The following is an 18,857-nucleotide window of genomic DNA, read 5'->3' as shown; positions in this document are numbered from 1 at the left end:
ATGGGTTTATCTTTAGGTATTGATTTTGGCACGTCGGGAGCGCGAGTGATCGCTATTGATTCTAGCAAAAATATCGTCGCTGAGGTTCATTATCCCTTCACTAATGCCAATTTTCAGGATTGGCAAAAGGCCCTATTTTATTTATTGGATAATCTAGGGGATTCGGTGCGTTCAGAACTTAAATCGATCGCGATTAATGGTACTTCCTCGACGGTGTTATTATGTGATAATTGGGGTAATCCTCTTTCTGAGGCAATATTATACAATGACGGGCGAGGAATTGCGTTTTTAGAAGCAATTAAAGCTATAGCACCCCCTCACCATCCCGTAATTAGTGCCACCTCTAGTTTAGCTAAATTACTTTGGTGGAGTGAACAAGAAATTTTTTCGCAAGCGCGTTATTTTCTCTCGCAAGCGGATTGGTTAGCATTTCTCCTGCACGGTAAACTGGGAATTAGTGATTATCATAATGCCTTAAAGTTAGGTTATGATCTCGAAAATCTCTGTTATCCCCAATGGTTAGAGAATTTACCGATGTTTAATTTACTACCGGAAATTTTTGCTCCGGGTACAGCGATCGATACTATTAAACCAGATTTAGTGACTCGTTTTGCTATCCCGAAAGATTGTTTAATTTATACGGGAACCACCGACAGCATAGCGGCATTTTTAGCCAGTGGTGCTAATTCTTTAGGGGCTGCAGTGACATCTTTAGGTTCAACTTTAGTTTTAAAATTATTAAGTAGCCAGAAAGTTGATGATAGTAACTATGGCATCTATAGTCATCGTTTAGGAAATTTGTGGTTAACTGGTGGGGCATCTAATACGGGGGGAGCGGTGTTAAAGAAGTTTTTTTCTCATGAAGAATTGAGAAATTATAGTTTAGCAATAGATGGAGAAAAAGAAAGTAATTTAGATTATTATCCCCTCCTAAAAGCCGGCGAGCGCTTTCCCATTAACGATCCTTTTTTACCCGCAAAACTGACTCCTCGCCCCGATAATCCTTTAGAATTTTTGCATGGTTTACTAGAAAGTATTGCCCGCATTGAAGCTTTAGGTTATCAGCGTTTACAGGAATTGGGGGCCAATAAATTAGAGCGAGTTGATAGTGCCGGTGGTGGGGCAAAAAATCCGACTTGGAGAATAATTCGTCAGCGTCATTTAGGGGTTCCCGTGCTTTTATCTCAACAGGAGCAAGCGGCCTATGGTACTGCCTTATTAGCACAGCAATCGGTTACGCTCTTGAAATAATCTCTTAACGGAGTCGGTCGTCAGGAGTCGGTCGTCGGTCGTCAGTATTCAGGAGATAGGGTGATAGGGTTTTGGGGTGATAGGGTGATGAGACAGCTTCCCCACTTCCCCATTTCCCCACACCCCACTTCCCCATTTCCCCATTTCCCCACTTCCCCACTTCCCCACACCCTTCGTTAATTAACCATAATAGGGTGGCTCATTACCCGGTTTCCATTTGATATTACAGCCTAAACTCGGTTTTTGCTCCGTCGGCACCGGTTGACCGGTTAAAACCTTGTCAATGGCGGTGCGCAGATCTTTGCCTGTGACTGGTATTCCATTACTAGGACGACTATCATCCAATTGACCGCGATAGACTAGAATGCGCTGACTATCAAAGAGGAAAAAATCGGGAGTACAGGCTGCCGTGTAAGCTTTCGCCACTTCTTGGCTTTCGTCATAGCATAAATTGAATTTAAAGTCAAGAGTTATCGCCATTGTTTTCAAATTTTCTGGCGAATCATCGGGATATTTCTCCACATCATTAGAACTAATGGCGAGGATGCCCAGATTGGTGTTAGCATAATCGCGACCTAGACGGGTAAGTTCTTCTTGAATGTGTTTAACAAAGGGACAATGTTCACAGAGGAAGATGACTAACAGAGCGGTTTTAGCCGCAAAGCTGTCCAGAGAGATAGTTTCACCCGAAACCACATCGGGTAAGGCAAAACTGGGAGCTTTTGTCCCCAAATCTAACATTGTGGACTCGGTGCGTGCCATAAAGTTTATACTCTTTTCTATAGGGAGGACTGAGATTTTTATAGCATTTCATGCTTCATCGCGCAAACTTAAGACCTTAATCAGTATCAGTAAACAGTGAACTGATAAGTGATTGACCTATCTAAATTACTGGTTAGAGCTGCATCGGAGTGGGAAGTGGAGAGCGGTAGAAAAAAGCTGACTCCCGACTTGACGCTTGGCTCTTCTGGTTTCTGTGTGGAAACGAGGTCTATACTGATACTTTCTTCCGCAAAATAGCCCTAAAAGTCTTGCCCGATAAGCATTTCACGATTCCATAAGCAAAAATTATCACACAAAGTCGAGAAGAGCCGACGCTTTACCCCACAGTTAACTTTACTTTTGTCCAACTACTTAGAGGTTTTATGGCGTTTATTCTCATCAAAGGTAAATTTACCCCACAATTCGGTCAACCCGATGGGGATTCGGTACGTTTTTTGGCAAACAATCGTCGCCTATTATTTGAATTAGAAGGTCGAAGACCGAATATTTCTCCTGATAACGGCACTGTGCAGTTACGTTTCGAGGGTATCGACGCAATCGAAAAAGGAGCAATTAAACCTTTATCGACTCAAGCTAAAGAGAATATGCTCGATTTAATCGGTTACGATCAAAATAATAATCCCACCCCCAAGGGCTATATTCTAGCGCGCATGGTGGATGACGGTTCTGGTCGTCCGATTTGTTTTGTTTTCGCAGGAAATACCGAGCGAGAAGATGGGGATGAAGTATTTTTAGATGCTAAACTACTGAAAAATTCCGTCAACTATCGGCAGGTACTAGAGGGTTATGCCTACCCTTTATATTACAATACGCTTTTTACCCAATTGCGACAAGAATTCAACAAAGCTTTAGCCGTGGCTAAGAAAGATAAAAAAGGTTATTGGCCTAGTGATAAAACTTTAACGGGAGTTACTGTTAAAAATAAGGATGACTTGAAAACAATCGCTCCAATTTGGCCAAAATTATGGCGGCGATTGGAGGAGTATTTTCGTTCAGCAGATTCTTTAGCGGGATTTATCGAGTTTCTCGAGATTAAAAATGAGAGAATCGATATTCTTTCAGAAATGGAGGAAAGAGGACTGCAAGATATCATCGCCGTTCAGGGAGATATTGTGAAACTTACCGAATCTCCTGAAAATATTCGCGTAGTCGGTAAAGCCGGTCGTCGCAGCCGTTAAATCAGCAAACATACTCCTTAATCACTATCTAGTTCGCTTGTATAAATAAGGGTTGAATGGTACTCAACCCCTCTTTCTTTCCTCCCCGTTTATGTTGACTCTAATCTCGGAATTTAGCAACGGTTTTCTTACCTTAAATCCCAGAATTAACCGACTGAAACTGATCTGCCCAATTTTCGATCACACGCTGACTTTCGCGAGCAATAACTAAGGCATTATCGGGGACATTTCTAGTGATAGTTGAACCAGCGGCCACGGTGACATTTTTTCCTAATTCTAGAGGAGCCACTAAAACACTATTTGCCCCGGTTTTTGTGCCACTGCCGATCATAGTTTGGTGTTTTTTCACACCATCGTAATTAGCAGTAATTGTTCCCGCACCAACGTTAACTTTTTCCCCTAAAGTGGCATCTCCCAGATAGGATAAATGGGCAATATTGGTTTTATTGCCGATGTCACTTTTTTTAATTTCAACAAAATTACCGACTCGACAATTAGCCCCAATTTTCGCTTCTCCGCGCAAATGAGCGTAGGGACCGATGCGACAACCAGAATCCACCTGACTATCAGAAATCACCGAAAATAAGACCGTTACATCGCTGCCTATCCGACTATTTTCGATTAAACTCCCCGGACCTATACGACAACCAGAAGCGATTATCGTCTCACCGCGCAGATGGGTTTGGGGTTCGATAATCACATCGGCACTGAGGGTGACAGTATCCTCAATGGTGACACTATCGGGGTCAATTATGGTGACTCCAGCGGCCATCCAATCATCTTTGACTCTAGTTTGCAGGATATCATAGGCGGCGGCCAATTGTTTGCGATCGTTAATGCCGCTAATTTCTAAACAGTCCTCCACATCCACAGCCATGACGGGATCGAGAAAATTGACCACATCCGTGAGATAATACTCACCTTGATCGTTATTGGGCGTTAAATTAGGCAGTATCGCCGCTAATCTTGACCAATTAAAGCAGTATATACCTCCATTAATCCGGTGGTTTTGTCGTTGGGCATCGGTACAGTCTCTTTCCTCGACAATCTGCTTAACGAGATTATTGCCATCACAAAAAACTCGACCGTAACCTTTCGGGTTAGGGAGGTTAGCAGTTAAGAGGGTGGCAGCGTTACCATGGTTTTTATGAATCTGGAGAAGATTTTGCAAGGTTTCGGGACGCAACAGGGGAACATCGCCATTTAAGACCAACAAATCCCCCTGAAAGTCCTCTAAATGGGGGATTAACTGCTGAATAGCATGGCCAGTGCCTAACTGTTCCTTTTGTTCAACAAATTCGATATCCTCAAGATGCTGTAGATTATTTCGCACCTGTTCCCCTTGATAACCGATAATCACCAGTTTTCGCCGGGGATGTAAGGATTCGCTGACATTAAGCACCCGTTCCACTAGCGAGCGACTGCCGAGGGGATGTAAAACTTTCGGAAGGCTGGACTTCATTCGGGTTCCCTTACCCGCTGCTAAAATTGCTACCGCTACCATGGTCATGCTTGCCAATATCGTTCGCGACTGAGTATATCGCACTCCGATCCCCTTGGTTGCAAGAATTTTTCCCCTCTTTGATCCTGTGCCAGTTGAGAAACTACCATAAAAAGGTTTTCTTTAAGACATTGTTAAGGTACTATATACAAATTGAAACAATTAAACATAATCAGCACTCTATAGATACCGCTATGACAACTGTACTAACTAAGGAATCCTCCGCCATGAAACAGATTCGCACCACCTACCAAGCTGACCAACAGGTGAAATACCTGCATCTAGAAGCGGAAATCGAGGTACTGCTGCAACAACTGCAAAACCTCAAGCGCAAAAACCAAGAGAATCAACACCTAAATTAAAGAAAATTTCCCTAAGAATTCTCAAATCCCACCCTCTGATCGGCGAGAAGGTGGGAAAATGTTTTTTGAGAATTCCAGATAGGTGTAGATTAATGATCAATTTTACCTTACAGCAAGCCTTCGCCCGTCGTCATGCCCTGAAAGTGATTAGTGGGTTAAATAATTTCGATCGCTCGCAGGTTCTCTCAGTAGTTAAAGCCGCTACAGCCGGAGGAGCAACTTTTGTCGATATTGCCGCTAATGCTGACCTAATTCGGACGGTAAAAGCCTTGACAAATTTACCCGTGTGTGTATCGGCCGTCGAGCCAGAATTGTTGGTGATGGCAGTGGACGCGGGAGCCGATTTAATTGAGATCGGTAATTTCGATAGTTTTTATGCCCAAGGACGCATTTTTGAGGCGGCGGAAGTTTTAGCCCTAACCCGTCAAACTCGCGACTTACTGCCCGAAATTACCCTGTCTGTGACAGTTCCCCATCTGCTGCCCCTCGATGAACAGGTGAGACTAGCGGAAGCTTTAGTTAGTCAGGGTGCTGACATTATTCAAACCGAAGGCGGCACTAGCAGTCAACCCCGTCACGCCGGTATTTTGGGACTGATTGAAAAAGCCGCCCCGACTTTAGCGGCAGCCCACGCTATTTCCCATGCGGTGAAGGTTCCCGTCCTCTGCGCTTCCGGTTTATCCATTGTCACCGCTCCTATGGCGATCGCTGCTGGAGCGGCCGGTATCGGTGTTGGTTCGGCGATCAATCAATTGGATAATGAAGTGGCTATGGTGGCAGCTGTGCGCGGTTTAGTCGAATCTCTGCAAGCACAACCGGTCCATATTGGCAACTAGAACAATTTTTGTCTAGATACGACGGAGAAGGGTCCGTTTTCCCTTCTCTTTTTCCCTTTGTCACCAGTTATCAGTTACCAGATGTGAGTTTTCAGTTATCAGATGTGAGTTAAGCTGTACTGAATTTAAACCGCGTCTTGGAAATTTTAGTACAAATGCTCAAACTGCTTCTCCCTGCTCCGCAGCTCCGGCGCTCCCCTGCAATCTTAACGAGCAATTTAGATATAGCGTTTTTCAGTCTGCTGAGGTACAAAAGTTATGGGTTTTAGGCACTCATGCAAGAGGGAAAAGGCAAAAGGGAAGAAAAATAGGTGTACCTCACTAGCTTAGGAAACGCTATAGTCAACAGCTTATCAGTTCACTGATTACTGCTCACTGATTACTGATTACTGATTACTGATTACTGATTACTGATTACTGATTACTGCTCACTGATAACTGATAACTGATAACTGAAAAGCCCCAACCCCATCAACTGTGGTAAAATGCCCTATGGCTCAAAACATTAGAGATAGAAGCACTCCACCATGATTCGAGATATCTTCATGCCCGCGCTCAGTTCCACCATGACCGAAGGAAAAATAGTTTCTTGGGTGAAGTCCCCCGGGGAAAAAGTCAGCAAAGGGGAAACGGTGTTAGTGGTCGAATCCGACAAAGCCGACATGGACGTGGAATCGTTTTATGATGGCTATCTCGCTGTAATTTTAGTCGAAGCCGGCCAGGAAGCACCCGTGGGGGAAGCGATCGCCTATATTGCCGAAACTGAAGCGGAAATTGAACTGGCCAAAGCTCAGGGAAAAACCGCCACAGCTGCCCCTAGCAAGCCCGTAGAGACCCCAGAAATCGCTCCGCCTCCCGTTTCGATCCCCGTCGCCGCCGTTAAAGATAATGGCCGTTTAGTCGCTTCTCCCAGGGCCAAAAAACTGGCTAAAGAATTAAAGGTAGATCTGAAAACCCTAGTGGGTAGCGGTCCCCACGGACGAATTACCGCCGAAGACGTAGAAAAAGCGACAGGAAAAGTCAGCACCGCCCCCGCTCCCGTCATTACTCCGCCGCAACCCGTCAGCGTGCCTGTAGCGGCTCCTAAAGCCCCGATTCCAACCAGCGCCCCGGTCGGTCGGACTGTTCCCCTCACCACTCTGCAAAAAGCCGTCGCTCAGAATATGTCGGTTAGCCTACAGGTTCCCACCTTCCAAGTGGGCTACACTATCACCACTGACCCACTGGATCAACTCTATCAACAGCTAAAATCTAAGGGTGTCACCATGACGGCCCTCTTAGCAAAAGCGGTAGCTAATACCCTCGCTAAACATCCTATAGTTAATGCCAGCTATAGCGACGCAGGAATCCAATACCACGGGGCGATTAACGTGGCCGTAGCTGTGGCTATGCCTGGTGGTGGCTTAATTACGCCGGTTTTGCGCTCTGCTGACCAGATGGATATCTATTCCCTCTCCCGCAGTTGGAAAGATTTAGTTGATCGCGCCCGCAGTAAACAACTGCAACCGGAAGAATATAATAGCGGTACTTTTACCATTTCTAATCTGGGAATGTTCGGAGTCGATCGCTTTACCGCTATCTTACCCCCCAACCAAGGTGCAATCCTGGCCGTGGGTGCTTCCCGTCCCCAAATCGTCGTCAATAAAGATGGTTTATTCGGAGTGCAAAAACAGATGACGGTTAATCTCACCAGTGACCACCGAGTCATCTACGGGGCCGATGCTGCCTCCTTTCTGCAAGACTTGGCTAAACTGATCGAAACCGAGGTGCAGTCTTTAACTATGTAATCAGAATCTAGACAGCAGGAGCCAAGGGAGTTTCTCTCTAGCTCCTGTTTTGTTGTTACTAAAAAAATGTAAAGAATTAGCTAAAATAGGTTTAACCTTATCTATCACCCCAAACTATCGCCCAAACAAGGCCAAAAAAAGTGTTAATCTCAGGGAACTTTAAGATATAAGCTAATATCGGTAAATTAACACTCAATTTCGCCCTATATATTAAGCCTACAATAATTCGTATTCCCACGCCCTAACGCCTACCCATAGGAAAAAATGATCACAGAGAATAGTCGCTTACGTTCAGAATTTTTAAATACACAGGTTATCACTCGCAATACAGGCAAAAAACTCGGCGTTGTTAAAGATATCCTAGTAGATATCGATCAACGAGAAGTAGTTGCCCTGGGACTCCGCGATAATATCCTCTCCTTGTCGGGAATGCCTCAATATATGTATTTATCGAGCATCAGTCAGACAGGAGACGTGGTTCTCGTGGAAGATGATAACGTCTTGGAATCCGTCGATATCGATGCTTATACTCCCTTAATCGGTAGTGAAGTGATCACGGAAACCGGCGAACCTTTAGGCAAAGTCCGCGATTATCAATTTGATCCCCTCAGTGGTCAATTACATTCCATTATCATTGCTTCCCTGGGATTGCCTCTGATCCCCGAACAATTGATCAGTACCTACGAAATTTCTATCGAAGAAGTGGTTAGCAGCGGTCCGAATCGCTTAATCGTCTTTGAAGGGGCCGAAGAACGTCTCACGCAGGTTAGTGTGGGAGTTTTGGAACGTTTGGGTATTGGTCGTCCCCCCTGGGAAAGGGAAGAAGAAGAAGCTTATTATACTCCCGCTGCTCGTCCAGAAAATCAGTTAGGTACGGGCATTCCTCTCCGTACCCCCGTTGAGGCCGCTAAACCCGTTGAAGAACGCTGGAGTGAAGACGAATGGGAAAAAGAACCCCTGCGCGCCACTCCCCCACCGCAAAAACGGGCCGAAGCTCGTTATTATGAGGAAGAATACGAGGAAGAAGAAGATAACTGGGGAGAAGCGCGGTTAGAACGCACAGAAAGCTTTTCTCGTCCTCAGTACGACGATTACGAAGATAAGGCCGAGGATGATATGTGGGATGATGACGTGGAACCAGATTACAATCCCCCCCGCATCAATATCACCGAGAAGAAAAAGGAAAGAATCCCCGAATACGAAGACGGTTAATCTTTGACAGTCCCCCTATCCATTAGTTACATCTTTCTTAACATAAAGTTTGACAAAAAAAGAAAAGTGTGCTATGTGGCTCAAGGGGGTTCTCTGGGGGGACTAAATACTTTTGCTATCACTTCGAGTGCAGTGATTTGTCAGACTTTACAGATGTTCAATGAACTCTTCAACTGTAACTTGGGCTTGTTTCAGAATTCCACTTAATGTACCAACCTTCAATTCCTGATGTAAAGGGACAACATAGCCAATTTTGCCCTCTTCGGTTTCTTTCTTCATCACAACATGGCTACCTGTTTGACGAACTTGCTCGAAGCCTAAGCGTTCAAGACATCTAATTGCCTCCCCACTAGAGATTCGTGGCAGCTTAGGCATAACTAACCTCAATACTGGTCACAAATCTAGGGGATGTTTCTGGTAAGGTAAATTCCTCTAGGTAAAGCCGTGTGGCTTCTTTCAATCCAGCAATCGCCTGCTCAATTGTTTCTCCTTGATCTACTGTACCAACTTCTGGACATTCAGCAATGTACATATTATCTTCTTTGTACAAAATAACAGTAAAGATGCGATTTTTCATGGTGTCTTATCATCTCAGGCGTACTCTGAAAATCATAACATAACTGTTTCCTAATCGTTTGGTTAGAAAATAGTTAGGTTTCCTGATCATTGACCCAACTCAAGCTTTTTGAAAAACTCTATAAGATATTAGGTTATTAGTAATTAATCCAATATTGTCCCACCTTCCTAGAATTGAGTGAGAAGATTGTGCAAAAACAAGCGTAGAGTTGATTAATCATTGAAATAAATTTGCCCCAATCAAACCGACTCGATGAACTGCTCGATGTCCGATTCTTACGAACCAAATTTGAGCATAGGTCAATCGGGCTAAAAGTTGATCGGAAGCTGTGAGGCTGTCTTTTGCTACTTCAAAAGCCCCTGTTTCAATATCTATGGCTACAATCTTCCCATGATTGCCTTCCTCGACTTGGGGGCGCACCTGAGATTGATAAATCTCTTTACCACGTCGAGCGAATTCTTCTTTGCTGTAGCGGAGTTGATTAACTGTCATTGTCCTGACCCCGTTGCCACTTTTGCCCCTCCATTTTAACCTAAACATTGGCAATCTTCGCTAACATTCCCCAACTTGGCCCACAAGGGCGGCATCGCACTTACAGTTTCAATCAATGTGCATGGTGCGTTCCCCAAAATCGATCGCTGGAGCGGTAGAAGTTGCATCAGGGAACGCACCCTACGGCGATTGCGATCGGGAGCATCTCACTTACGCGATGAGTAATTATACTTAGCCTAAAAGCCACTCTTAATCGTGTCTTGGAACGAAATAGAGGCTTTTAAAGACCGCGTACATAGAGAATTAAAACAAGAATTACCCTCGAAAAGCCTATTTTTCTACTAAGTATTTATGCTCATTGCAAAGGTGAGATGCTCCCATTGCGATCACACTACACAATTTGATTGTTCATAGTATTTTGTAATAGTTGATGTGCGCTGTAAAATGGCTCTCCTTCCAAATTTAAGCATTCCAACTTTTTCATAAGTAAATTTTTCAGGTCCAAATTATTATGCTCGACAAGAACAGATCGTAAGTCATAACCATCCATCAAAATGATAGATTTGTCATTATTCTGCTTTAGTAAGGGGCATACATTTTTTGACCAACCATTGATCGATAAAAATAATCCCAATGTCTGTTTACCAGAGCGGCTGATTTTGCCATAAAGGCTATCAAGTTGCCGTATATCCGTTAAGTTTTGAGTCCATTTACATTCAACTAGATAGTACCAGCCTTCAAGCTTAAATGCGCCGTCTATTTGTTCTCCACCCTCATTTCTCCTAAAGCTTTTTTGAGTTGGAATCTCATAAAGAGAAAAAATACGTTTTAGCAAGTCTTCAAGTGAAAATCCTCGCTGTTTCTTATCTTCCGAATTTATTAACTTTGTAAAGTTATCAAATTCCAGCAGAAGACTGGATCGAAGTGAAGAAAATTCCTCCTTCCTCTGAGAATCCTGATTAGGATTCTTTGTATTACCTCCTTGCAATCTTTCTACAATTTTTTGACATTCGTTAAATAAATTTTCCTCCTCAGTGGTGATAGCTTTCCGAGTTATTGACTTTTTTGTTTTCCAGTATTCCAAAAGTGTTTCTATCAGTTTTCCTACTGTAGAATTAGATTCTTCTTTCCAAAAACCTCTTAATCGATTTGCTTTTGAGCCACTACTATAATTATATTTTTCATCATATATATCGATATTTAAATTTTCTAAGACGAATTCTCGGAAGGTTATGTTTGAAAAATCAAGCACATAACCATTGCCCATTTCGAGCAATTTCTCTAGTTTAATCTTTTCAATGCTTGTTAAATCTGACATCTCATATCTAGATTGAAAGTGAAAGGAAGGTAGGAAGGTGGAAGGTATGCCTAACTACACATTATACGAAAACTTTCTGCATAACAATTTCCAGAGCAACGATATAGGTCAACTTTCTGTATGTTACCCCGACTTACAACATATATACTAATTTGTCAATAGGTAGTAATATTTAATCTGCTTATACTTCGAGTTTTGGTCTGAAAATGGGCGATCAATCCCACATTCCGCACCCTCAACTGTCACATAATACTAAATCGGTTGAGCAACGCACAGAAAACGGGTTTCTCGGAGAAACCCGTTTTCTGCTCATGCACTCATGCAAAAAGGGAGAATAAATAATCAGTCTTTAATAACCGGATTTAGGATTATTTAACCTTTAATCAAGGCTATCACTGGGGCCACCAATCTTCGATCACCTGCGCGATAGTATAGGGACAAAACTCCGGAAAAATGCTAAGGATTAAACCCGTTTGTCTGGCGGCTTCTCGACGCGCTCTGGTGTATTCCTTATCCAAAATTTGCGCGGGATAACCGCGTAGACTGGGACTATCCTCTAATTTGCGACGAATTTGCGATCGCCCATCATTGATGGAATCCAGCCAACTATCGGAGCGCCGTTGGGGTTGATATTGCCACTTGAGCAGATGAAGCAAAATTCGCTCCATTTGAGAACCAATCGCACTGCGTTCACTTTTCCCCAAATCCTCGATTTCCTCGATTAAATGCTCCCAGTCAATGGCATCCCAGCGTTGTTCCCGCAAAAGTTGAGCCGTATCCCGGGCCCAGAGAATTAAATCGCAATCGTAGGTGGTTGGCATAACCGGTTCCCTGTTTTTCAAGCTTTTCGGGTGGGATTGTGGGGTTAATTCTGTTAGGTTAACGATCCGGCGTTTTCTTAATGATAACTGATTACTGTCAGAGGTAAGGTCAAAAAGCCTGTGAACCCTGTATCAATAACAGCATCAATTACCTGCCTCTGTTTACTCTCATTGCTTACGACTAACCGAAGCGTTGCCTCGCAGTTTTGATCAACAATTCCGTTCATCATAAAGTTAAAGCAGACGACCTACACCAAAGCGGTGAACGCCTTTATACCCAATTCGGACACGCCAGATTTGAGCATCAGGGTTTCGTTCAAGCAATCGATTAGAAGCAGTTATTGTGTCATTGGCAAGCTCAAAAGCACCTGTTTCAATATCTATGGCTACAATCTTCCCATGATTGCCTTCCTCGACTTGGGGGCGCACCTGAGATTGATAAATCTCATTACCACGTCGAGCGAATTCTTCTTTGCTGTAGCGGAGTTGATTAACTGTCATTGTCCTGACCCCGTTGCCACTTTTGCCCCTCTATTTTAACCTAAACATTGGCAATCTTCGCTAACATTCGCCAACTTAGCCCACAAGAGCGGCATCGCACTTACAGCTTCAATCAATGAGCATGGTGCGTTCCTCAAAAATCTATTGGTGGAGCGGTAGAAGTTGCCTTAGGGAACGCACCCTACAAGATTGCGCTCTGCTACGCAGTGCCTTTGGCATCGCACTATATTAATCTGTGAAGTTACACAGCAACAGGCAACTTTGAAAATTCACCAATATTTCAGCTAACGGTGAAGTTAGGTTAAGCGAGTTTGCAAGAAAAGAAGTCGAATTATTGAACCGATTTGATTCATTGAAGTCTACTTATTAAATCACCACGTCGAAATGTTGCAGATAGCTGCTGCAAGGAAATCTCTTGTTCTCCATAAAGATCCTGAAGTGCCTGTTTAATATCCTGTAATGAAGCATTAAAGTAACTCTCCCCATTTTGATCAATAAGCATTTGGGCTGATTGAAAATTTTGATGACTAATGTCTTTCATCTGAACTTTCATATCAGCCAAAAGTTTTTGTCCCATCTGCATTGCAATAAAGCATGAAGCATAGCGGACAAAATCTGGGTCAGTAGACTCAGGTCTTTTGCGGCGGTTTTCTGCAATTCTGTAAAGCTGAACAGCTATTACGATTTGCGCTCCATTTAATTGATCAGTAAAGATTGTATCATACAGTTTCCCAAAATGTTCACGAGAGAAAAACTTTGCTTGATGAGGTTTTCTTCGCCAAACGGATAATACTGCCTCAGCAGCTACTCCTGAAGTAATATCAGCAGAGCGAGTAGGAGTATTGGAACGTTTAGGCCTGTAGTTAAATCCTAATTGCTCAATATCCTTTTCCAATATTTTCTGGTGCTCATCATTAGCACGTAAATCTTTGAGGTCTACTGGATTTTGGCTATTGGTTGCGTAGGTAATTCTTTGAACTAAACCTTCATTTTCACGAGGCAATTGATAGAGTCTTAAAAGAACAAAAGCTTGGGCATTTTTATTAATTAAATCTGGTTCTCGCAAGGTTTTAAATATGGTCATACACGTTTGACCACCGTTAATGATTTGTAAATTCTCAACACGCACTTTGTAATCGCCATCTTGCAATGCGTTGTATGAGAAACTATCACAAATCAACGTGACCCCGTTATTATAAAAGTAAAAATTGTTTTTTTCATCGCTAGTTAAAGTATGACGGATACCCTCATTTACGCGATTTCCTTGTAAACCCAAGTAGCGACGAATATTGCGCTCTAATAAACGTTCTCCATGTCGCTCTATAAGTGTGGCAATTTCTGTCACCGAAATTCTACCCAACAGTACTCGGCTAAACTCCATATCTTCCACAATAGCTTTGCCACTTAGCTGCAAAGTATCTTTTACGGGTTTAGAAGCTTGAAGAATTTTGACTAAACGCTCGTGATTAACATATTCCCATGTCACCTGATCTCCAAACTCAGCACGATCAATAGCCTCTTGAGCAGATAAATTCCATTTCAGCCCATTGTTGCAAGCTATTATCCGAACTTGGGGAATATAGCCATCCCGGATTAGGCTACGAGCTTCTTCCACTTTCACAAGCAGTCGTTGATTAATATGTTCTAGTTTGGCTGCTGGATTAAATAAGTAATTAATTGCGTTTATTAAACTTTTTATACCTTCTTCAGGAAAGTTAGAGTTTCCTTCTAGGTTGTTCTTATATTTTGCCTGAAATAAACTAACTGTAAATTCACCGTCATATTCTTCTGAGATATGTATAGCATCTACTCCAAAGTCACCACCTCCTTCTGTTAAGCAATCAAAAACATCATCTCCATCTAAATCTAAAATGGTTTTAACGCACAGATATACAAAAGCCAAAGACTTAAGCCGGCCTTCATCTGTGATTCGTAGTTCTTCAGAAGCTTTTTGACGAATGTCTTTGCTAACTGATACTAAGCGTTGGTCGATGATGGATATATTAATATTCATGTACTTATTTAACGAACATATTTAAATAGCTTATTTTATTGTGCCTAACTACATATTATACGAAAACTTTCTGCATAACAGTCTCCAGAGTAACGATCTGGGTCAACTTTCTGTATATTACCCCGTCTTACAACATATATACTAATTTGTCAATAGGTAGTAATATTTAATCTGCTTATACTTCGAGTTTTGGTCTGAAAATGGGCGATCGATAGAGCAGCAATTATTTTAGGTTGGGTTAACCCAAGGAAACCCAACAAAGAGTAACCTTTGGGGTGGTTGGGTTGCGCTTTTTCAAGCGAATTGAGCTATTTTTGCCCCAGTATTGTTTCGCTCAACCCAACCCACGAAGCGATGCGCCCTGCTACGCAGTGCCTTCGGCATCGCACTAACCAATAACCTCAATGGTCCGGTGCATTGGGGTTGTTAGGTTCGCGATCGCCATGACTTTGGATCACGCCGACCATGAAAAATTGCGGTCACAACGACCCGACTTGAAATCACTCGATAGTAGACAGCATATGGGAATCGTCTGATGACTGCTCGTCGAATGTCCAGATAAACGATTGCATAAGACTCTGGCATCATGCCGATCTGATTGAGTAAGTCATCTACACAATCAATAAATTCATCACCCAAACCAGCTTGTTGACTCTCATACCAATCATAGGCATCGCTGAGGTCGTCACGGACTTCTGGACGAAATACCAGTACATACTTCATGCTTGCTTTCTGACTGATGCTTTCATCTCTTCCCAGGTGAGGACGTTATCGGGATCATTATTATGACCCTCAATCCGCTGATCGAGTTCGTGTTTTTGCGCCTCGGTTAAATCAGGATACACCTGTTCGACTGCAATACTTTCCCAAATCGCTTGAACCAGAAGGATTCTATCCTCAACACTTAAAGTTGTAATTTCATTTAGTGTAGCCGCGATATCCATACAGAAACCTCAAGGTGAGACATTCGATAGAACTTCCTCAAATATAGCGAACAGGGTTTTGTCCGTCAAACGACACATTGCAATTAACGATGTGCCCGTCTAGAAATTTGATCACTAGCCTGCCATCATCTCTTCTGTAGCTGGCATTTCGGTCAAAGATAGCCTCAATCATTTGCATCCCGTCAAAATTCACGACTTGGACATGGGTGATTTTCTCAACTTTCTCTTCCGCGATAACCCAAGCTCCCGATTCAGATTGAGCGAGTAGTTCTAACAAGTTGTCATGGGTTCGGACTTGAAGCGTTAGTTTAGGCATACATATTGATGACTCAAATACTAAGCGACCTAACTATATATTATAGGTCAACTTTCGGCACAACACTCTCCAGAGTAACGATATGGGTCAACTTTCTGCATATCACCCCGCTCTGTAACATAAAATACTAATTTGTCAATAGGTAGTAATATTTAATCTGCTTATACTTCGAGTTTTGACCTGAAAATGGGCGATCAATAGTCAAGCGATCGAGAGATGGGGATGACCACGACCCTAGGGGATTATGCAACGGTGAACAACTTATCGGCAGGTTTCCAGGGGACCAAAACCATAATCCGGGAGATTCCGGGCATCTCCGCAAGTCAGCTGAGACCGATTGACCCCAGAAAAAATCTTCAGCCCTATAACCACTATAACTAATAGCCGCTCCCCAATAACTGATCACTGAGAGACAGCTAAACTAAAAAGCCGTGCTAAAATCAGCATATCTAGGGTCGCTTGTGTAGGTGATGGATAGGCTATGTTTGAAAGATTTACGGAAAAAGCCATTAAAGTAATCATGCTCGCCCAAGAAGAAGCCCGCCGCCTTGGCCATAACTTCGTGGGAACAGAGCAGATTTTACTAGGACTAATTGGAGAGGGAACGGGAGTTGCCGCCAAAGTCCTCAAGTCCATGGGTGTCAATCTCAAAGATGCGCGCGTGGAGGTGGAGAAAATCATCGGTCGCGGTTCCGGATTCGTAGCCGTGGAAATTCCCTTCACCCCCAGAGCCAAACGAGTTTTAGAACTCTCCCTCGAAGAAGCCCGTCAACTGGGCCATAACTATATTGGCACAGAACACCTCCTTTTAGGACTAATTCGCGAAGGGGAAGGTGTGGCCGCTAGGGTTCTGGAAAATCTCGGGGTGGATCTCTCAAAAGTTCGCACCCAGGTGATCAGAATGTTAGGGGAAACCGCCGAAGTGGCCGCCGGTTCATCTTCCCAAGGTCGCACTAAAACCCCCACTCTTGATGAATTCGGTTCCAATCTCACCCAAATGGCCAGCGAGGGTAAACTCGATCCCGTGGTCGGCCGACAAAAGGAAATCGAGCGCGTTATCCAAATTCTCGGTCGTCGTACCAAAAATAACCCAGTCCTGATCGGGGAACCGGGGGTAGGTAAAACAGCGATCGCAGAAGGATTGGCCCAACGCATCGCTAACAAGGATATTCCCGACATTCTCGAAGAAAAACGGGTTGTCACCCTCGATATCGGCTTGTTAGTGGCGGGAACCAAGTATCGCGGCGAATTTGAGGAACGCCTCAAAAAAATCATGGACGAAATTCGCCAAGCGGGTAACGTCATCCTTGTGATCGATGAGGTTCACACTCTCATCGGTGCTGGGGCTGCCGAAGGGGCGATCGATGCGGCCAATATTCTCAAACCGGCTTTGGCCCGGGGAGAACTGCAATGTATCGGGGCGACGACCTTGGATGAGTATCGCAAACATATCGAACGGGATGCGGCTCTAGAAAGACGTTTTCAACCGGTTATGGTCGGTGAACCCTCCGTAGAAGAAACGATCGAAATTCTCTACGGTCTCCGGGAACGCTACGAACAGCACCACAAATTAAAAATCTTAGACGAAGCACTAGAAGCGGCGGCGAAATTGTCCGATCGCTACATTAGCGATCGCTTCTTACCGGACAAAGCGATCGATTTAATCGATGAAGCTGGTTCGAGAGTGCGCTTGATTAATTCCCAATTGCCCCCAGCAGCCAAGGAATTAGATAAAGAACTGCGGCAAATTCTCAAACAAAAAGATGATGCGGTGCGCGGTCAAGACTTCGAGAAAGCCGGGGAATTGCGCGATCGGGAAATGGAAATCAAAACCCAGATCCGGAATCTCGCTTCCACCAAAAAAGGCGAAGATGGCAACGATGAACCCTTTGTGGATGCCGAGGAAATCGCTCACATCGTCGCTTCTTGGACTGGGGTTCCCGTCAACAAACTGACCGAAACCGAATCCGAGAAACTGCTGCACATGGAAGATACCCTGCATCAGCGTCTCATCGGTCAAGAGGACGCAGTAAAAGCGGTGTCCCGCGCCATTCGTCGCGCTCGCGTCGGTCTAAAAAATCCCAACCGTCCCATTGCTTCCTTTATCTTCTCCGGTCCGACGGGGGTAGGTAAAACCGAGTTAACTAAAGCTCTGGCCGCTTATTTCTTTGGTTCCGAAGATGCGATGATCCGTCTCGATATGTCGGAATACATGGAACGGCACACGGTTTCTAAGTTAATCGGTTCGCCTCCGGGTTACGTTGGTTACAACGAAGGGGGACAATTAACGGAAGCGGTGCGTCGTCGTCCTTATACGGTGGTGCTATTCGACGAAATCGAAAAAGCTCACCCCGATGTCTTCAATATGCTTCTGCAAATCCTTGAAGATGGACGTTTGACCGATGCCAAAGGTCGCACGGTGGACTTTAAAAATACCCTGTTGATCATGACCTCGAACATCGGTTCTAAAGTGATCGAGAAGGGTGGCGGTGGTTTAGGTTTCGAGTTTGCCGATAATCAAGCCGAGGCCCAGTATAATCGCATTCGATCGCTGGTTAATGAGGAATTAAAACAGTATTTCCGCCCTGAATTCCTCAACCGTCTTGATGAGATTATTGTCTTCCGTCAACTCAATAAGGAAGAAGTCAAGGAAATCGCCGAAATCCTGCTCAAGGATGTGTTTAAACGTCTGACAGAACAAAATATTACTTTGTCTGTCACCGATAAGTTTAAAGAACGCTTGATCGAGGAGGGTTATAATCCGGCCTACGGCGCTCGTCCCTTACGTCGTGCGATTATGCGTCTGTTGGAAGATGTTCTGGCTGAGGAAATTCTCTCCGGACGGGTTTCTGATGGGGATACGGCCATGGTCGATATCGATGAGGAAGGTAAGGTGAAAGTAATTTCGGGGGAAAGACGTGAGTTAATCGCTCCCGTGATTGAATAACTTCTCACTGGAATTAG

Annotated in this window: 20 protein-coding genes and 1 pseudogene; 7 read left to right on the top strand and 14 right to left on the bottom strand. The window is 43.9% G+C overall.

What is annotated here, in order from left to right; genetic code table 11:
• Positions 1 to 1,251: an FGGY-family carbohydrate kinase gene (locus VL20_RS03105; RefSeq protein ID WP_052275578.1), complete on the top strand. Its 1,251-nt coding sequence runs from the start codon at positions 1 to 3 to the stop codon at positions 1,249 to 1,251.
• Positions 1,252 to 1,255: 4 nt separating this feature from the next.
• Here the strand turns inward: VL20_RS03105 and VL20_RS30965 are convergent, their stop codons facing one another.
• Both VL20_RS30965 and VL20_RS03100 read right to left on the bottom strand, forming a co-directional pair.
• Positions 1,256 to 1,411 carry a hypothetical protein gene (locus tag VL20_RS30965; RefSeq protein WP_158499311.1) on the bottom strand — a complete coding sequence of 52 codons (156 nt, stop codon included), beginning with the start codon at positions 1,409 to 1,411 and terminating at the stop codon, positions 1,256 to 1,258.
• Between the two features lie 20 nt (positions 1,412 to 1,431).
• Positions 1,432 to 2,013 carry a thioredoxin family protein gene (locus VL20_RS03100; protein ID WP_052275577.1) on the bottom strand — a complete coding sequence of 194 codons (582 nt, stop codon included), beginning with the start codon at positions 2,011 to 2,013 and terminating at the stop codon, positions 1,432 to 1,434.
• 383 nt (positions 2,014 to 2,396) lie between these two features.
• On the opposite strand from VL20_RS03100, the gene VL20_RS03095 reads away from it, so the two are divergent.
• Positions 2,397 to 3,212 carry a hypothetical protein gene (locus tag VL20_RS03095; RefSeq protein WP_052275576.1) on the top strand — a complete coding sequence of 272 codons (816 nt, stop codon included), beginning with the start codon at positions 2,397 to 2,399 and terminating at the stop codon, positions 3,210 to 3,212.
• 133 nt (positions 3,213 to 3,345) lie between these two features.
• Here the strand turns inward: VL20_RS03095 and glmU are convergent, their stop codons facing one another.
• Positions 3,346 to 4,716, bottom strand: a complete 1,371-nt coding sequence (glmU, locus tag VL20_RS03090) for a bifunctional UDP-N-acetylglucosamine diphosphorylase/glucosamine-1-phosphate N-acetyltransferase GlmU (protein ID WP_052275575.1) — start codon at positions 4,714 to 4,716, stop codon at positions 3,346 to 3,348.
• Positions 4,717 to 4,907: 191 nt separating this feature from the next.
• Between glmU and VL20_RS31555 the strand changes: the two genes are divergently transcribed.
• The 4 genes from VL20_RS31555 (at position 4,908) to VL20_RS03070 (ending at position 8,910) form a co-directional block, all read left to right on the top strand.
• Positions 4,908 to 5,075, top strand: coding sequence for a hypothetical protein (locus tag VL20_RS31555; RefSeq protein WP_002756735.1), 168 nt, complete (start codon positions 4,908 to 4,910; stop codon positions 5,073 to 5,075).
• Between the two features lie 92 nt (positions 5,076 to 5,167).
• A complete protein-coding gene (locus tag VL20_RS03080) occupies positions 5,168 to 5,911 on the top strand; it encodes a DUF561 domain-containing protein (RefSeq protein WP_002756734.1) in 744 nt (247 codons plus the stop codon).
• 527 nt (positions 5,912 to 6,438) lie between these two features.
• The gene (locus VL20_RS03075) at positions 6,439 to 7,698 is read left to right on the top strand and encodes a dihydrolipoamide acetyltransferase family protein (protein WP_052275573.1); all 1,260 of its coding nucleotides are present in this window, start codon (positions 6,439 to 6,441) and stop codon (positions 7,696 to 7,698) included.
• Positions 7,699 to 7,962: 264 nt separating this feature from the next.
• Positions 7,963 to 8,910, top strand: coding sequence for a PRC-barrel domain-containing protein (locus VL20_RS03070; protein ID WP_052275572.1), 948 nt, complete (start codon positions 7,963 to 7,965; stop codon positions 8,908 to 8,910).
• A gap of 147 nt (positions 8,911 to 9,057) precedes the next feature.
• On the opposite strand, the gene VL20_RS03065 is transcribed toward VL20_RS03070, so the two are convergent.
• From VL20_RS03065 to VL20_RS03020, 11 genes and pseudogenes are all read right to left on the bottom strand, one after another.
• The gene (locus tag VL20_RS03065; RefSeq protein ID WP_052275571.1) at positions 9,058 to 9,285 is read right to left on the bottom strand and encodes a type II toxin-antitoxin system HicA family toxin; all 228 of its coding nucleotides are present in this window, start codon (positions 9,283 to 9,285) and stop codon (positions 9,058 to 9,060) included.
• A complete protein-coding gene (locus VL20_RS03060) occupies positions 9,278 to 9,487 on the bottom strand; it encodes a type II toxin-antitoxin system HicB family antitoxin (RefSeq protein WP_002734849.1) in 210 nt (69 codons plus the stop codon). The genes VL20_RS03065 and VL20_RS03060 overlap by 8 nt, the downstream gene beginning before the upstream one ends.
• A gap of 216 nt (positions 9,488 to 9,703) precedes the next feature.
• Complete coding sequence (locus VL20_RS03055; RefSeq protein WP_002801699.1) at positions 9,704 to 9,979, bottom strand: hypothetical protein; 276 nt, start codon at positions 9,977 to 9,979, stop codon at positions 9,704 to 9,706.
• A gap of 391 nt (positions 9,980 to 10,370) precedes the next feature.
• On the bottom strand, positions 10,371 to 11,297 hold the full coding sequence (locus VL20_RS03050; RefSeq protein WP_036401709.1) for a restriction endonuclease: 927 nt from the start codon (positions 11,295 to 11,297) through the stop codon (positions 10,371 to 10,373).
• A 392-nt stretch (positions 11,298 to 11,689) separates the two neighbouring features.
• Complete coding sequence (locus tag VL20_RS03045; RefSeq protein WP_052275570.1) at positions 11,690 to 12,118, bottom strand: DUF29 domain-containing protein; 429 nt, start codon at positions 12,116 to 12,118, stop codon at positions 11,690 to 11,692.
• An 86-nt stretch (positions 12,119 to 12,204) separates the two neighbouring features.
• Positions 12,205 to 12,348, bottom strand: a pseudogene (locus VL20_RS33550) (clan AA aspartic protease); the annotation flags it as partial.
• 4 nt (positions 12,349 to 12,352) lie between these two features.
• Positions 12,353 to 12,619 (bottom strand): hypothetical protein, encoded by a 267-nt coding sequence (locus VL20_RS03040; RefSeq protein ID WP_004160621.1) that lies wholly within the window; start codon positions 12,617 to 12,619, stop codon positions 12,353 to 12,355.
• Positions 12,620 to 12,968: 349 nt separating this feature from the next.
• Positions 12,969 to 14,633 (bottom strand): AIPR family protein, encoded by a 1,665-nt coding sequence (locus tag VL20_RS03035; protein WP_052275569.1) that lies wholly within the window; start codon positions 14,631 to 14,633, stop codon positions 12,969 to 12,971.
• 426 nt (positions 14,634 to 15,059) lie between these two features.
• The gene (locus VL20_RS03030) at positions 15,060 to 15,356 is read right to left on the bottom strand and encodes a type II toxin-antitoxin system RelE/ParE family toxin (RefSeq protein WP_052275568.1); all 297 of its coding nucleotides are present in this window, start codon (positions 15,354 to 15,356) and stop codon (positions 15,060 to 15,062) included.
• On the bottom strand, positions 15,353 to 15,577 hold the full coding sequence (locus VL20_RS03025) for an addiction module protein (RefSeq protein WP_052275567.1): 225 nt from the start codon (positions 15,575 to 15,577) through the stop codon (positions 15,353 to 15,355). The genes VL20_RS03030 and VL20_RS03025 overlap by 4 nt, the downstream gene beginning before the upstream one ends.
• A gap of 37 nt (positions 15,578 to 15,614) precedes the next feature.
• On the bottom strand, positions 15,615 to 15,893 hold the full coding sequence (locus tag VL20_RS03020) for a hypothetical protein (RefSeq protein WP_052275566.1): 279 nt from the start codon (positions 15,891 to 15,893) through the stop codon (positions 15,615 to 15,617).
• 481 nt (positions 15,894 to 16,374) lie between these two features.
• Here VL20_RS03020 and VL20_RS03015 point away from each other — a divergent pair, with 481 nt between their 5' ends.
• Entirely contained in the window at positions 16,375 to 18,840 is a 2,466-nt protein-coding gene (locus tag VL20_RS03015) for an ATP-dependent Clp protease ATP-binding subunit (protein WP_004160623.1), read from the top strand.
• Positions 18,841 to 18,857 lie beyond the last annotated feature (17 nt).

This window comes from Microcystis panniformis FACHB-1757, from assembly GCF_001264245.1.
Classification (GTDB): domain Bacteria; phylum Cyanobacteriota; class Cyanobacteriia; order Cyanobacteriales; family Microcystaceae; genus Microcystis; species Microcystis panniformis.
The sequence above is the reverse complement of the archived record's forward strand: the minus strand, read 5'-3'. Positions and strand labels throughout refer to the sequence as shown.

What these genes read in the sequence shown, in the direction of transcription:
- VL20_RS03105 (WP_052275578.1), top strand. Translation starts at nt 1, where the DNA reads ATGGGTTTATCTTTAGGTATTGATTTTGGCACGTCGGGAGCGCGAGTG.
- VL20_RS03100 (WP_052275577.1), bottom strand. Translation starts at nt 2,013, where the DNA reads ATGGCACGCACCGAGTCCACAATGTTAGATTTGGGGACAAAAGCTCCC.
- VL20_RS03095 (WP_052275576.1), top strand. Translation starts at nt 2,397, where the DNA reads ATGGCGTTTATTCTCATCAAAGGTAAATTTACCCCACAATTCGGTCAA.
- glmU (WP_052275575.1), bottom strand. Translation starts at nt 4,716, where the DNA reads ATGGTAGCGGTAGCAATTTTAGCAGCGGGTAAGGGAACCCGAATGAAG.
- VL20_RS31555 (WP_002756735.1), top strand. Translation starts at nt 4,908, where the DNA reads ATGACAACTGTACTAACTAAGGAATCCTCCGCCATGAAACAGATTCGC.
- VL20_RS03080 (WP_002756734.1), top strand. Translation starts at nt 5,168, where the DNA reads ATGATCAATTTTACCTTACAGCAAGCCTTCGCCCGTCGTCATGCCCTG.
- VL20_RS03075 (WP_052275573.1), top strand. Translation starts at nt 6,439, where the DNA reads ATGATTCGAGATATCTTCATGCCCGCGCTCAGTTCCACCATGACCGAA.
- VL20_RS03070 (WP_052275572.1), top strand. Translation starts at nt 7,963, where the DNA reads ATGATCACAGAGAATAGTCGCTTACGTTCAGAATTTTTAAATACACAG.
- VL20_RS03065 (WP_052275571.1), bottom strand. Translation starts at nt 9,285, where the DNA reads ATGCCTAAGCTGCCACGAATCTCTAGTGGGGAGGCAATTAGATGTCTT.
- VL20_RS03060 (WP_002734849.1), bottom strand. Translation starts at nt 9,487, where the DNA reads ATGAAAAATCGCATCTTTACTGTTATTTTGTACAAAGAAGATAATATG.
- VL20_RS03055 (WP_002801699.1), bottom strand. Translation starts at nt 9,979, where the DNA reads ATGACAGTTAATCAACTCCGCTACAGCAAAGAAGAATTCGCTCGACGT.
- VL20_RS03050 (WP_036401709.1), bottom strand. Translation starts at nt 11,297, where the DNA reads ATGTCAGATTTAACAAGCATTGAAAAGATTAAACTAGAGAAATTGCTC.
- VL20_RS03045 (WP_052275570.1), bottom strand. Translation starts at nt 12,118, where the DNA reads ATGCCAACCACCTACGATTGCGATTTAATTCTCTGGGCCCGGGATACG.
- VL20_RS03040 (WP_004160621.1), bottom strand. Translation starts at nt 12,619, where the DNA reads ATGACAGTTAATCAACTCCGCTACAGCAAAGAAGAATTCGCTCGACGT.
- VL20_RS03035 (WP_052275569.1), bottom strand. Translation starts at nt 14,633, where the DNA reads ATGAATATTAATATATCCATCATCGACCAACGCTTAGTATCAGTTAGC.
- VL20_RS03030 (WP_052275568.1), bottom strand. Translation starts at nt 15,356, where the DNA reads ATGAAGTATGTACTGGTATTTCGTCCAGAAGTCCGTGACGACCTCAGC.
- VL20_RS03025 (WP_052275567.1), bottom strand. Translation starts at nt 15,577, where the DNA reads ATGGATATCGCGGCTACACTAAATGAAATTACAACTTTAAGTGTTGAG.
- VL20_RS03020 (WP_052275566.1), bottom strand. Translation starts at nt 15,893, where the DNA reads ATGCCTAAACTAACGCTTCAAGTCCGAACCCATGACAACTTGTTAGAA.
- VL20_RS03015 (WP_004160623.1), top strand. Translation starts at nt 16,375, where the DNA reads ATGTTTGAAAGATTTACGGAAAAAGCCATTAAAGTAATCATGCTCGCC.